Here is a 13,155-nt window from a genome sequence, read left to right on the forward strand (position 1 = left end):
CGGTCGCATTCGCCGCCAACATTTGATGGCGTCGGCCGGGTGCACACCCGGCTGACAGGCCGGCGATGGCGATCCAGCCGCGGTCGCACGGCAACAGCGCCTCGGACGCCCTTCTGGGCGAACGATGCAGTCCCACTCGAGAACGAAAGACGGAGGAACCCCGTGGCCCTTCCCCAGTTGACCGATGAGCAGCGCGCCGCTGCGTTGGAGAAGGCAGCTGCCGCTCGTCGTGTCCGCGCGGAGCTCAAGGAGCGCCTCAAGCGCGGTGGCACCGATCTCCAGCAGGTGCTCAAGGATGCCGAGAACGACGAGATCCTGGGCAAGATGAAGGTCTCGGCCCTGCTCGAGGCCCTGCCCAAGGTCGGCAAGGTCAAGGCGCAGGAGATCATGACCGAGCTCGAGATCGCCCCGACCCGCCGCCTGCGCGGTCTCGGCGACCGTCAGCGCAAGGCTCTGCTCGAGAAGTTCAGCTCCTGAGCGTGAGCAACCGAACCGAATACGGCAGCGGGACGAACCCGGGGTCCGGACGGTGAACAACCGCCCGGACCGCGAGGGAACCGGACGCACGAGGGGTCGACTGATCGTTTTGGTCGGCCCCTCGGCCGTCGGCAAGTCCACCGTGGTCGCCAAGGTCTGCGCCGCGATGCCCGATGTCTACTTCAGCGTGTCGGCGACGACCCGCGATCCGCGGCCCGGCGAGGTCGACGGCCGCGACTACCACTTCGTCTCCGCCGCCGACTTCGACAAGATGATCGCCGCCGACGAGCTCCTGGAGTGGGCCGAGATCCATGGCGGCCTGCAGCGTTCGGGCACCCCGATCGCCCCGGTCCTGGCCGCACTGGAGGCCGGCAAGCCGGTTCTGGTCGAGGTCGACCTGGTCGGCGCACGCAATGTCGTCGCCCGACTCCCCGAGGCGGTCACCGTCTTCCTCGCACCGCCGAGCTGGGACGAACTCGTGTCCCGACTGACCGGCCGGGCCACCGAGACGCCCGAGGCCGTCGAGCGCCGACTGGCCACCGCACGCACCGAGATGGCCGCTCAGGACGAGTTCGACCACGTCATCGTGAACAGCGAAGTCGACCGAGCAGCCGATCAGTTGGTATCCTTGCTGGTCGGACCTGAACAGCCGGCCGCATCCGCGACCTGACCGGCCCTTTCCGACACCCAGACCTCGACGCAGGAGTTCGTGTGAGCACCCCGACCAATTTCGACATCACCGAGATCGCCGACGCACCGGCCTACGACACGCCGTTGGGCATCACGAATCCGCCGATCGACGACCTGCTCGATCGCGCGTCGTCGAAGTACGCGCTCGTGATCTACGCGGCCAAGCGTGCACGCCAGATCAACGACTACTACAACCAGCTCGGCGACGGCATCCTCGAATACGTCGGCCCGCTGGTGGAGCCCGGCCTCCAGGAGAAGCCGCTCTCGATCGCCATGCGCGAGATCCACTCCGACCTGCTCGAGCACACCGAGGGCGAATAGTCCCGGCCCCCTGATGACGACAGCGACCGGAACCCGGCGTCGCGTCCTGATCGGCGTCGGCGGCGGGATCGCGGCCTACAAGGTCTGTTCGGTGATCCGGCACTTCACCGAGGCCGGCAACGACGTCCGTGTCGTGCCGACGCCGGCAGCACTCGAGTTCGTCGGCAAGGCGACCTTCGAGGCGCTGAGCGGCAATCCCGTTTCCACGACCGTGTTCGACGACGTCGACGAGGTCGCCCACGTCCGCCTCGGGCAGGGTGCCGACCTGGTCGTCATCGCCCCGGCCACCGCCGACCTCATGGCCCGCGCCGCCCAGGGACGCGCCGACGATCTGCTGACCGCGTCGCTGCTGACCGTCCGCTGTCCGGTGCTGTTCGTCCCGGCCATGCACACCGAGATGTGGGAGCACCCCGCCACGCAGGCCAATGTGGCGACGCTCCGGTCCCACGGCTCGGTCGTGATGACCCCGGCGTCGGGGCGCCTGACGGGTACCGACTCCGGCCGCGGCCGCCTCCCGGATCCGCAGGAGATCGCACTGGTCGGTGAACTGCTCCTCGACCGGTCCGATGCACTCCCATACGACCTCGCCGGGGTCCGGGTGCTCATCAGTGCCGGCGGCACCCGAGAACCACTCGACCCGGTCCGCTACCTCGGCAATCACAGCTCCGGCAAGCAGGGCTTCGCGCTTGCCCGCGCCGCTGCGCAACGCGGTGCGAGCGTCACCGTCGTCGCCGGGTCCACCGCCGACCCGGGTGACCCGGCCGGTGTGTCGATCGTGCGGATCTCGACCGCCGAGCAACTCGCCGACGAGATGACCAAGCGCGCGGCCGACGCCGACGTCGTCATCATGGCCGCCGCGGTCGCGGACTTCCGCCCGATCGCCGTCGCCGACGCCAAGATCAAGAAGGGCGACACGGGCCCGGCGCCCATCGAACTCACCACCAACCCCGACATCCTGCGCGGGCTGGTCACCGCCCGCGACGAGGGCCGGATCCCCCGCGAGACGGTGATCGTCGGCTTCGCCGCCGAGACCGGCGACGAGACGGGCGGAGTCCTCGACCATGGTCGCGCAAAACTCGCTCGCAAGGGCTGTGACCTGCTCGTCGTCAACGCCGTCGGCGACGGCAAGGCCTTCGGGACCGAGGACAACACCGGCTGGTTGCTCGCCGCCACCGGCGACGAGACCGCATTGCCCTTCGGGTCGAAAACACTCATGTCGAGCCGGATACTTGACGAAGTGCGCCAACTGGTGCCTGATGGTCGAGGAGCTCGACCGACCGATTAGGTTGGATGTAATCACCCGGCCAGTCGGACCTGGCCGACACTGCCAGCGGCGCGTCGACCACCGACGCGCGTAGATCTCGAGAGGATCTGATGACCACCTCGTCACGCCTGTTCACGAGCGAATCCGTCACCGAGGGACACCCCGACAAGATCTGTGACGCGATCAGCGACTCGATTCTCGACGCCATCCTCACCGACGATCCCAAGGCGCGTGTCGCGGTCGAGACCCTCGTGACCACCGGGCAGGTGCACGTCGCCGGCGAGGTCACCACCACCGCCTACGCCGACATCCCCAAGATCGTGCGCGACAAGGTCCTCGAGATCGGCTACGACTCCTCGACGAAGGGATTCGACGGCGCGTCGTGCGGCGTGAACGTCGCCATCGGTGCGCAGTCCCCGGACATCGCCGGCGGCGTCTTCAACTCGCACGAGAGCCGCAGCGGCATCTCGGAAGACGAGATCGACAGCCAGGGCGCCGGCGACCAGGGCCTCATGTTCGGATACGCCACCAACGAGACCCCCGAGCTCATGCCGGTGCCGATCGCGCTGGCCCACCGCCTGTCGCGTCGCCTCACCGAGGTGCGCAAGAACGGCACGCTGCCGTACCTGCGCCCGGACGGCAAGACGCAGGTCACCATCGAATACGACGGTGACACGCCGGTTCGTCTGGACACCGTGGTCCTGTCGACGCAGCACGCGGCCGACATCGACCTCGACAACCTCCTCACCCCGGACATCAAGAAGCAGGTCGTCGACGCGGTACTCGCCGAGATCGACCTGCCGACCCTCGACACCACCGACTACCGCCTCCTGGTGAACCCGACCGGCAAGTTCGTCCTCGGAGGTCCGATGGGTGACGCCGGGCTGACCGGTCGCAAGATCATCGTCGACACCTACGGCGGCATGGCCCGCCACGGTGGTGGCGCGTTCTCCGGCAAGGATCCGTCGAAGGTCGACCGCAGCGCCGCCTACGCGATGCGCTGGGTCGCCAAGAACGCCGTGGCGGCGGGGCTCGCCAACCGCATCGAGGTCCAGGTCGCCTATGCCATCGGCAAGGCCGCACCGGTCGGGTTGTTCGTCGAGACGTTCGGCACCGAGAAGGTCGATCCGGCCGTCATCGAGCGCGTCATCAAGGAGAACTTCGACCTGCGTCCGCTCGCGATCATCCGCGACCTGGACCTGTTGCGCCCGATCTACGCGCCGACCGCCGCCTATGGCCACTTCGGCCGCACCGACGTCGACCTGCCGTGGGAGCGGACCGACCGCGCGGAGAAGCTGCGGGCCGCCGCGGGTCTGTAGACCCTCTGCGGAAGTACTCTCACTGACACCCAAAGGAGCACGGGTCCCGGCCGCTGAGCTGCCGGTGGCCCGTGTTCTGCCTGTTCTGGGACTCGCGCACCTCGACCGGCCGTTCGACTACCTGATCGACGCCGACCAGGACGAGGCCGCGCAGCCCGGCGTGCGCGTCCGCGTGCGATTCTCCGGTCGGCTCGTCGACGGTTACCTTCTCGACCGCATCGAGAAGAGCGATCACCCCGGCAAGCTGGGGTGGCTCGACCGTGTCGTGTCCGCGGAACCGGTGCTGACCCCACAACTGGCGACGCTGTGTCGCGCTGTGGCCGATCGGTATGCGGGGACCATGGGCGACGTCGTGCGTCTGGCGATCCCGCCGCGGCACGCGCGCACCGAGAAGGAGACGACTCCAGAACCGACTTCCGTCGTGGAGACGCCCGAGCTCGCCGACTGGCATCGGTATCCGCTCGCCGATTCCTACGTCGAGAATCTCGTCGACGGCCATCCGCGCGCCGTCTGGCAGGCCCTGCCGGGGGAGGACTGGCCACGTCGTCTCGCCGAGCTCGCCGCGGCGACGCTCGCGTCCGGGCGCGGGTGCATTCTCATCGTCCCCGATCAGCGGGATCTCGATCGCGTATGGGCGGAGTGTGAGCCGCTGATCGGCGATCGTGGTGTCGCGCTGTCGGCCGGTCTCGGACCCACCGCGCGCTATCGCAGGTGGCTGGCCGTGCGGCGGGGCGCCGCGCAACTGGTGATCGGCACCCGCAGCGCGGTGTTCGCGCCGGTCGCCGATCTCGGCCTCGTCGTCGTGTGGGATGACGGCGACGACAGCATGTCGGACCCGCGGGCGCCGTATCCGCACCCCCGCGAGGTTGCGGTGCTGCGCTCCCACCACGAGCGATGCGGCCTGCTGCTCGGCGGTTTCGCCCGGACCGCCGAGGCCCAGGCGCTGGTCGCGTCGGGCTGGGCGCATGATCTCGTCGCCGATCGCGCGACCGTCCGTGGCCGCAGCCCACGCGTCCAGGCCATCTCCGACGACGACCGCCAGATCGCGCGCGACCCCATGGCGAGGTCGGCACGTATCCCCGAAGTCGCGTTCGACGCGGCACGCTCGGCGTTCGCCGCCGATCGTCCGGTGGTGTTCAGCGTCCCGCGGCGCGGATATGTGCCGTCGCTGGCGTGCACGCGCTGCCGGGAACACGCGCGCTGCCGCGCCTGTCACGGTCCCCTCCAACTCGACGCCGACCAGCGGCTGAGCTGCCGATGGTGTGGGCGTCCCGAACGGTCCTTCCGCTGCCCGGAGTGCGGCAACACCTCGGTGCGGGCGACGGTGACCGGCGCCCGCCGGACGGCCGAGGAGCTGGGCCGCGCGTTCGCCGGTGTGCCCGTCCTGACCAGCGGGGGCGACACGATCCTCGACGAGATCGAACCCGGTGCGCGGCTCGTGGTCGCGACACCGGGCGCCGAACCGGTGGCTCCGGGCGGGTACGGCGCGGCGGTCGTCGTCGACACCTGGGCGCAGCTCGACCGTGCCGACCTGCGCGCCGAGGAGCACGCGGTCCGCCGCTGGATGGCGCTCGCCGCGATGGTCACGCCGCACGGCGATGGCGGTCGCGTGGTGATCGTCGCCGACTCGTCACTGGCTCCCGTGCAAGCGCTGATCCGTTGGGACCCGGTGGGATTCGCGTCGATCCAGTTGCGGCAGCGGGTGGAACTCGGCTTTCCGCCGGCCGTCACGATGGCCTCGGTCGACGGACCGACCGGGGTGATCACGGACTTCGTCGAGCATCTCGAATTGCCCACTGACGCGGACGTTCTCGGACCCGTGCCCCTACCTCCAGGAGTGCGGCCCCCCGCCGGAAGCGCGGACTGGGAGGCCGCGGCAGATGACGAGATGGATCGAATTCTGGTGCGGTTGCCGCGTAAGGACGGACGGTTCCTCGCGGAGGCGCTCGTCGCGGGCCAGGTCCGCCGGAACACGCATCGGCAGACCGGGCCGATCCGGGTGCAGATCGACCCGCCTACGATCGGATGAATGCGCATCGTTTTCGCCGGGACCCCCGAGGTCGCCGTGCCGTCGTTGCAGGCCCTCATCGACTCGCCGTCACATGAGGTCGTCGGGGTCGTCACCCGCCCCGATGCGGTGTCCGGCCGCGGCCGCAAGGTGATGCGGTCTCCCGTCGGCCTACTCGCCGACGAGCACTCGCTCGAGGTGATCACCCCGCGACGGCTGTCCGAGCCGGAGGTCGACGACGTGCTCCGGCGCTGGGCTCCCGACTGCGGCGCCGTCGTGGCCTACGGCGGGCTCGTACCACCCGGACTGCTCGACCTCCCGCGACACGGCTGGATCAATCTGCATTTCTCGGTGCTTCCCGCCTGGCGCGGTGCGGCTCCGGTCCAGGCCGCCATCGCGGCCGGCGACGAGGTGACGGGCGCCAGCACGTTCCGGCTCGAGAAGGGCCTCGACACCGGCCCGGTCTTCGGCGTGCTGACCGAGACCATCCGGCCCACCGACACCAGCGGCGACCTCCTGGCACGGCTGGCCGATGCCGGCTCCGGGTTGTTGCTGTCCACCCTCGACGGCCTGGAGGCGGGCGAACTCGCCCCCGAACCACAGCCCACGGCCGGCGTGAGCCACGCGCCCAAGATCGAGGTCGACGACGCCAAGGTCCGATGGGACCTGCCGGCGCACATCATCGATCGACTGATCCGCGCGTACACCCCCGCCCCCGGACCGTGGACGAGTCTCGACGACGCGCGGATCAAGGTGGGGCCGGTGTCGATCGTGTTGTCGACCGACGACCCCGGTCTGCCCGAGGCGGTGCGGGACGGTTCACTCGCGCCCGGTGCTCTCGCGGTCAGCAAGAAGGCGGTGTTCGTCGGAACGGGCTCGCAGCCGGTGGCACTGGGCACCGTGCAACCGCCCGGAAAGAAGCCGATGCCCGCGCCCGACTGGGCCCGCGGCGCGCGTCTGACCGACGGGACGGTCCTGGGATGAGCGGGAAGTTCCGGCAGAAGGATCTCGATCCCGCCCGCGTGGCGGCCCGCGACACCTTGCGCGCAGTGCGTGAACGCGACGCCTACGCCAACCTCGTTCTTCCGAAGATGCTGCGGGACAGAAGAATCGAAGGACGCGACGCTGCCTTCGCCACGGAACTGGCCTACGGTGCGGCGCGAGCACAGGGTTTGCTGGACGCGGTGATCTCGGCCGCCGCGAAACGGCCGGTCGCCGACATCGACGGCTCGGTTCTCGACGTCTTGCGCCTGGGTACCTATCAGCTGTTGCGGACGAGGGTCGGCGCGCACGCCGCGGTGTCCACGTCGGTCGATCTGGTGCGTTCCGAGAACGGAATGGGACCGTCGGGTTTCGCGAATGCCGTGCTGCGGAAGGTCTCGCAGAAGGACGAGGACATGTGGGTGGAGGAGCTCGCCCCGTCGCCCGCGGACGATCTCGTCGGCTATCTCGCCTTCCAGTACGCCCATCCGCGATGGATCGCGGAGGTGTTCCGCGATGCGCTCGGCGGTTCGGCGGGACAACTGCAGGCTGCGCTGGCCGCCGATGACGAGCGACCGCCGGTGCATCTCGTGGCGCGTCCCGGTCTCATCACCGCCGAGGAACTCGCTCTCACCAGCGAGGGCGAGGTCGGCGACTTCTCCCCGTACTGCGTCTACCTGCCGGGCGGCGATCCCGGCGACGTCGCCGCGATTCGCGAGGGGTACGCGGGCGTGCAGGACGAGGGCAGTCAGCTGATCGCTCGTGCGGTGACCGTTGCCGAGGTCGCCGACGACGGCGGTCGATGGCTCGACATGTGCGCCGGCCCCGGCGGAAAGGCCGCACTCATCGGTTCGCTCGCCGAGATCGACGGTGCCCGACTCGATGCGGTCGAGGTGTCCGAGCATCGCGCCGGCCTGATCCGCAAGGTCGTGTCCGACCTGCCGGTGACCATCCATGTCGCCGACGCCCGGTCCAGTGGGCTCGATGACGGTTACGACCGGATCCTGCTCGACGCCCCGTGCTCGGGGCTGGGGTCGCTGCGCCGACGCCCCGAATCCCGGTGGCGCCGGACCGCTGCCGACGTCGACGAACTCGTCGTCCTCCAGAAGCAACTGCTCACCGAAGCCCTGCGGTTGGTCAAACCCGGTGGTGTGGTGCTCTATTCGACGTGTTCGCCACACCCGGCCGAGACGACCGCGGTGGTGGCCGACGTGGTGGCATCGGTCGACGGCGTGCGCCAACTCGATGCCCGCCCGCTCGTGACGGTGGGCAAACTCGGCCCGGACCTGTTGGGCGACGGCCCCCACGTACAGCTCTGGCCACATGTCCACGGCACCGACGCCATGTTCTTGGCGGCGTTGACGCGGGACTGACGACCACGACCGAGCCCGGTCCGGTCGGTCAACGTGTGCACAAGGCAGAGACTTCGGAGTCGTCCTGGGGTAGTCTGCGATCGCGTTTTCGCAACTGGCAGAGAGCCTGCGTGCGCTCGGACGGGGGAAATGGTGGGCGAACGGTTTGCTGTGGACGAGGTCGGCACGATCTACGACGTCGGAGCCACGCTCGCGCAATGTGGTACCGAGATCGGAAGTCTCTGGAAGACCGAGGGCGCGTTCGTTCTCGCGACCGCAGGAATGCCGAACTCGGCGATCGGGGAGGCCTGCGCGGACAAGGATTCCCTCGTGCGCGCGGTTCTCGGCAGGGCAGCGTCCAGACTGGACCAGGTGGCGCAGACCTGCTTCCAGGCTGGACAGCAAGTGATTGACACCGAGGACGAGCTGGCCAGCGGTTTCAACGCGATCTCAGAGTTCTGATGAATCGGCCTTCCCGGTCGACCGTCAACGGATGGGACGTTCTGTCTCTCGACGACGCAGCCAACAAGCTCGATACCGCCGTTTCGCTGTTGTTGAGACAGACGCAGAAAATGGTCGACGCACCAATGATCGCAGGTGACTCGCAGGCATGGGTGGGTGCATCTCAACGCGGGTGCGAAAGTCGAACGCAGTCGGACCGTACGGAGATCAACAAGATCGGTACCGAACTCTCTGCAGCGGCGAATGTCCTACGGAACACTTCGACGGCAATCAGCGCCAACCGCAATGTTGCGCTGACCCGGTCGTTGGCACTGGAGATGGATCGTTTCGAGGTGCACGACGATTGGTCGGTCACCGACACCCGTGACTATTCGAGCGAGCTCAACGGTGTAGAAGCTGGGAGCGCCGCTGAAAGCAGCATTCTGTCCCAGCGAGCCGACCGAGCGACTGAGGCCACGAACGCAATGCTGTCCCTGCAAGGTCTCGCAGATCAGATGGGGGAGGACGACCGCAACGGTGCTCGCGCGCTCGCCATGGCGTTTGCCGGCGCCGACGCACACGCGCCCGTGACTTCGGCCTATTCACCCCAAACCGCCAAGGCCGACTGGCTCGCCATCATGCAGGGAACGGCTACCGACGAACAGCGCGAGCGTTTCGCTCGCGCGACACAGCTGACGCCCGAGCAGCGCGGCGCGTTGGCCCGCGGGGACTATGCAGTGATCGCCAAGGAGCAACTCGATTACCTCAAGGCGTTCTATGAGGCGTCGGAGGGCGGAGTCGTGGGGCTGCCGCGCGGTCTGGACGCGCAGGCAACCTTCGGAGATCGCTTCGGGAGCGCGGAGTCGGACGTGCTGAAACGGCAATTCGCTGACGGCCTCTACCTTCTCGGCAATCCCCGGGTGCGGACAGAGCAGCGACTCGAGCCGGGTTTCCTCGCTGGACCATTGCAGACCCTGGGCCTCACACCGCCGCAGAGGTTTGTGACCGGGGGCGTGAATGAGCTGCCCGCATCGGTCAAGGACCTGCTGACAAAGTCGGCGGTGTCGGAGCGGGATGTGTCGAGATCGATGACCTTGACCGGTCATTACGCCGACATCGAGAAGTACCACGAACTTCAGAAGTTGATGGATATCCTCGACCATCGGTCGATCGAGCCGGGACAAAGCAACCAACTCGGCAGTGACATCGACCGCGCCCTGATTTCGCGTGCCAGCGAGATCGCGGGGGGAGGAAATGGCAAGGATGCCTACAGCATCGGCGACGATGAGATCGCGCACGGCGATGTCGAGAAGCTTCTACGAAGAATGGTTGACAACGCGGGCGGCGACCACATCGCTGTCCACGACGCGCTCATGGGCCGTCACGGTAGTGCGGCTCCGCTGGGTTCCATGCCCGAGGTCTTCGACCTGAACGGGAGAGCAAGCTCGTACGACGCTTCTGATGCGATGCGAAATCTGCTCACCTTCGATTGGTCGGATCAAGTCGACGCAAACGGAGTGGGAGTCGGCAGCAACGGGGTGAACAAACTGTTCAACTGGATGCCCGATGCCGCGATTCCGCACGATGGGAGTCTAGAGGCGATCGCCGAAAGTGAGCGAGCTGGTCATGTTGCGAGCGAGCTTGCACGAATATTCGCGGAGAACAGGACCGAACTCGTCGACATCGGTGACGACAAGCTCGCGATCGGCGAACTCAATCCCGAACTCACGCAGACCCTTGCCAAAGCTATCGCTCCATATACTCCGGAACTGGCCGGTGCGGATCCGGACATCTTTGGGACTTTGGGCACGTCATCTCTGGATTCCGCCTACGAGCTGAAATCGGTGTTTCAGGTCCTTGACTCGGATCCGGTAGCAGGGCGGATTTTCAACTCGATGGCAGCGATCCAAGTCGACCACATCCAGGAACTCTTCGGTGCAGATCCGACACGAGCATCGCTCGGTACTCTCGCAGGTCGAATCGAGGGTGCGATGACTGGGGGAATGCAGGCGCAGATCGACAACGATACGGAGGACAGTCGAAGCCACGCTGTCAAGGCCTATACCGAGCATGGTGCGATGTACGACAGCGGCAAGGCGTTGGTTTCGGCAGTGCCGGGCCTCGGCCCAATCGTGAAAGCCATTCTCGACGTGTCCGCGCCAGAGGCAAAGCTAGAGTTTGTGGGGCTCCCACCTGGGCAGGGCACCGGCAATGCGGAGCTGTCAGCTCTCGACAACCAAGTCTTCAAGACCACGTCGACAGAGGCTCAATACGTCCAGATGTTGGAGGGCCATCTCCGTGCACATCCCGATCTCGTTGACGACCCGAGTTTCCGACGAATGTTCACGGGCCAGGACGAAGCGTTCTTCGAAGGGGTGCGAGCAACCGGCAGATTCCCGGCAGACGTGAACCTGGCCAAGGTTCCAGAATTCATGTTGAACCTCCCGGGCGCCGAGATCGACAACTACAGCACCCTGTACGACCCGCAATTCGACCGTGCCAGGACAGCGACCGAGCATCGGGAGGGTTGGTGACTGTGGTCGTTCCACCACGCGCAGCCAGAACCGTCGTCGGGTTGTTCCTGGTCCTGGCAGTGCTTGTCACGTCAACCGGGTGTGGTCCCAACGATCCGCCTCTCCGGGAGTCGTCGTCGGTGGCATCGTCGGCGGATCATCTGCCGCCGCGGTACGACGTCACCTTCCGTTGGGCGCCGACCGATGTCGTCGACCTGCATGAACCGACGGGCACCTTCGTGCGGGCCTTCGTCGAATCGTTTGAGTTGGCGTTCGCCGGTCGATCTCCGGAGTGGGGCTATCCGGGGTTCAGGGAGGCTGCACCGGCGGACATCGACTCCCTCGTCGCTGGTCGGCTCGTGTCCCCGAGCTACTCGACGGACCTGGCCGGCACGTACTTCTTTCGTCCTCTCCGGCGCGAGGACGACGGGTTGTTCACGACCATGGTCCTGTGTCGCAGTGAGATTCAATCCGTGCGCAGGAATCCCGAGGCTCCTGCACGCGAATGGCAGAATACGAGCTACCCGCGTTGGACCTTCCCCGCTGTCATCGTATTCGAACGCGCGCCTGGCGCTGTCCCGGCGGCCGACCGAGGTGGGGGAGCAAGAGGTGCCACCCGAGATGTGTTCGGCGCGTGGCGCGTTGTCGACTACATTCGGCAATCGGTCGGGGGTACGCGCTATATCGACGATGAGGCGGAGTGCGACCGAATCGGGAGGAACGCTGAAATTCCACAACAGCCGGACAGTTTCGGGCCGCGACCGTGGCCGGTGATGAAGCCGTCGCCCGGTTGGCGGGTCCATCCGTCGGTATGAAGCTGACGACCGTGGCGTCGTCGATCACGACGAAGTCCGCGACGGCGATTGTCATTGTGCTGCTCCGTGTTCCACGAGGTTGGCGAGTGCGGCGGTGACCGAACCCCAGCCGTCGTAGAAACCGAGCTCGTCATGGCGGTCACGATCGGACGGGCTGCGATGGCGCACCACGACGCTGTACTCGGTTCCGTCCGCGTGCTCGGCGAATGTGACCTCGGCGGTCATGGGAACCGGCGACGGTTCGGCGGGACGCCACGAACTGTCGACGGCGTTGGTGAACACCAGGCGCTCGTGCGCATCCACGACCAGGAAGACGGCGTTCATGTGCGGGACGAAAGTGGTTCCGTCGTCGCTCATCCTGGTCACGAGCGCACCGCCGGGCTCGGGTTCGAGGCGGTCGACGCGGGTGACCGTCGGGGCCGGAGTCCACCACTTGGCGAACTGCTCCGGTCGGGTCCAGGCATCCCAGATCCGTTGTCGCGGAGCGCGGATCACCCGGTGCAGCGTGAGGTCGAGTTCGGGGTCGATCATGGTGTCTCCTCGGTGTCGGTGACGAAGTGCTCGAGACGGTCGGTGCGTTCGGTCCACACGGTGCGTTGGTGTTCGAGCCACGTGGACAGACGGCGCATACGGCGCCTGTCGAGGGTGCACATCCGCGTGCGTCCGACCTTCTTGGTCAAGACGAGCCCGCTGTCCTCCAGAACGCGGAGATGCTTCATGAACGACGGCAGGGTGATGGGGAACGGGTCAGCGAGCTCGCCGACACTCGCGGGTCCACGCCCTAGTCGTTCGACGACGGCGCGACGCGTCGGGTCGGACAGGGCGCCGAAGATGTCGTCCAGTGGAGTAGGACCATGTGCCATGTGGCTAAGTGTTGCAGGATCGTTCACTGAACTCAACGGCTAAGTGAAAGAGATTGCTCGGAGCTGTGTAAAGATGCTCCCAAACAGCGCATATCCAGGTAATATCGAATG

13 protein-coding genes are annotated in these 13,155 nt (G+C 67.0%); 11 read left to right on the top strand and 2 right to left on the bottom strand.

The window, feature by feature from the left end; all coding sequences use genetic code 11:
• Positions 1-162 precede the first annotated feature (162 nt).
• The 11 genes from mihF to BCM27_RS12110 all read left to right on the top strand — a co-directional run bounded on the left by mihF (position 163) and on the right by BCM27_RS12110 (position 12,181).
• Complete coding sequence (gene mihF, locus BCM27_RS12060) at positions 163-477, top strand: integration host factor, actinobacterial type (protein WP_004021989.1); 315 nt, start codon at positions 163-165, stop codon at positions 475-477.
• Positions 478-529: 52 nt separating this feature from the next.
• Entirely contained in the window at positions 530-1,147 is a 618-nt protein-coding gene (gene gmk / locus BCM27_RS12065; RefSeq protein WP_004021988.1) for a guanylate kinase, read from the top strand.
• A gap of 41 nt (positions 1,148-1,188) precedes the next feature.
• Positions 1,189-1,488, top strand: a complete 300-nt coding sequence (gene rpoZ, locus BCM27_RS12070) for a DNA-directed RNA polymerase subunit omega (protein WP_004021987.1) — start codon at positions 1,189-1,191, stop codon at positions 1,486-1,488.
• Between the two features lie 13 nt (positions 1,489-1,501).
• On the top strand, positions 1,502-2,773 hold the full coding sequence (coaBC, locus tag BCM27_RS12075) for a bifunctional phosphopantothenoylcysteine decarboxylase/phosphopantothenate--cysteine ligase CoaBC (protein WP_004021986.1): 1,272 nt from the start codon (positions 1,502-1,504) through the stop codon (positions 2,771-2,773).
• An 89-nt stretch (positions 2,774-2,862) separates the two neighbouring features.
• A complete protein-coding gene (gene metK / locus BCM27_RS12080) occupies positions 2,863-4,071 on the top strand; it encodes a methionine adenosyltransferase (protein WP_004021985.1) in 1,209 nt (402 codons plus the stop codon).
• 64 nt (positions 4,072-4,135) lie between these two features.
• Entirely contained in the window at positions 4,136-6,100 is a 1,965-nt protein-coding gene (locus tag BCM27_RS12085; RefSeq protein WP_004021984.1) for a primosomal protein N', read from the top strand.
• Positions 6,101-7,063: a methionyl-tRNA formyltransferase gene (gene fmt, locus BCM27_RS12090; protein ID WP_004021983.1), complete on the top strand. Its 963-nt coding sequence runs from the start codon at positions 6,101-6,103 to the stop codon at positions 7,061-7,063.
• Positions 7,060-8,433: an RsmB/NOP family class I SAM-dependent RNA methyltransferase gene (locus tag BCM27_RS12095; RefSeq protein WP_004021982.1), complete on the top strand. Its 1,374-nt coding sequence runs from the start codon at positions 7,060-7,062 to the stop codon at positions 8,431-8,433. The genes fmt and BCM27_RS12095 overlap by 4 nt, the downstream gene beginning before the upstream one ends.
• Before the next feature lie 150 nt (positions 8,434-8,583).
• Positions 8,584-8,874, top strand: coding sequence for a hypothetical protein (locus tag BCM27_RS12100; RefSeq protein WP_239450682.1), 291 nt, complete (start codon positions 8,584-8,586; stop codon positions 8,872-8,874).
• Positions 8,874-11,387 carry a TPR repeat domain-containing protein gene (locus tag BCM27_RS12105; RefSeq protein ID WP_004021980.1) on the top strand — a complete coding sequence of 838 codons (2,514 nt, stop codon included), beginning with the start codon at positions 8,874-8,876 and terminating at the stop codon, positions 11,385-11,387. The genes BCM27_RS12100 and BCM27_RS12105 overlap by 1 nt, the downstream gene beginning before the upstream one ends.
• A 119-nt stretch (positions 11,388-11,506) precedes the next feature.
• Positions 11,507-12,181 (top strand): hypothetical protein, encoded by a 675-nt coding sequence (locus BCM27_RS12110; protein WP_004021979.1) that lies wholly within the window; start codon positions 11,507-11,509, stop codon positions 12,179-12,181.
• A gap of 51 nt (positions 12,182-12,232) precedes the next feature.
• On the opposite strand, the gene BCM27_RS12115 is transcribed toward BCM27_RS12110, so the two are convergent.
• Together BCM27_RS12115 and BCM27_RS12120 are read right to left on the bottom strand one after the other, a co-directional pair.
• Positions 12,233-12,712: an SRPBCC domain-containing protein gene (locus BCM27_RS12115; RefSeq protein WP_004021978.1), complete on the bottom strand. Its 480-nt coding sequence runs from the start codon at positions 12,710-12,712 to the stop codon at positions 12,233-12,235.
• On the bottom strand, positions 12,709-13,044 hold the full coding sequence (locus BCM27_RS12120) for an ArsR/SmtB family transcription factor (protein ID WP_004021977.1): 336 nt from the start codon (positions 13,042-13,044) through the stop codon (positions 12,709-12,711). Before BCM27_RS12120 ends, BCM27_RS12115 begins: the two co-directional genes overlap by 4 nt.
• Positions 13,045-13,155 lie beyond the last annotated feature (111 nt).

Origin of the sequence: Gordonia terrae (genome assembly GCF_001698225.1) — a bacterium.
Taxonomy (GTDB): Bacteria; Actinomycetota; Actinomycetes; order Mycobacteriales; family Mycobacteriaceae; genus Gordonia; species Gordonia terrae.

Excerpts from the sequence above, each read along its gene's own strand:
- coaBC (WP_004021986.1), top strand. The coding sequence starts at position 1,502 with ATGACGACAGCGACCGGAACCCGGCGTCGCGTCCTGATCGGCGTCGGC.
- BCM27_RS12115 (WP_004021978.1), bottom strand. The coding sequence starts at position 12,712 with ATGATCGACCCCGAACTCGACCTCACGCTGCACCGGGTGATCCGCGCT.
- metK (WP_004021985.1), top strand. The coding sequence starts at position 2,863 with ATGACCACCTCGTCACGCCTGTTCACGAGCGAATCCGTCACCGAGGGA.
- BCM27_RS12095 (WP_004021982.1), top strand. The coding sequence starts at position 7,060 with ATGAGCGGGAAGTTCCGGCAGAAGGATCTCGATCCCGCCCGCGTGGCG.
- fmt (WP_004021983.1), top strand. The coding sequence starts at position 6,101 with ATGCGCATCGTTTTCGCCGGGACCCCCGAGGTCGCCGTGCCGTCGTTG.
- BCM27_RS12105 (WP_004021980.1), top strand. The coding sequence starts at position 8,874 with ATGAATCGGCCTTCCCGGTCGACCGTCAACGGATGGGACGTTCTGTCT.
- BCM27_RS12120 (WP_004021977.1), bottom strand. The coding sequence starts at position 13,044 with ATGGCACATGGTCCTACTCCACTGGACGACATCTTCGGCGCCCTGTCC.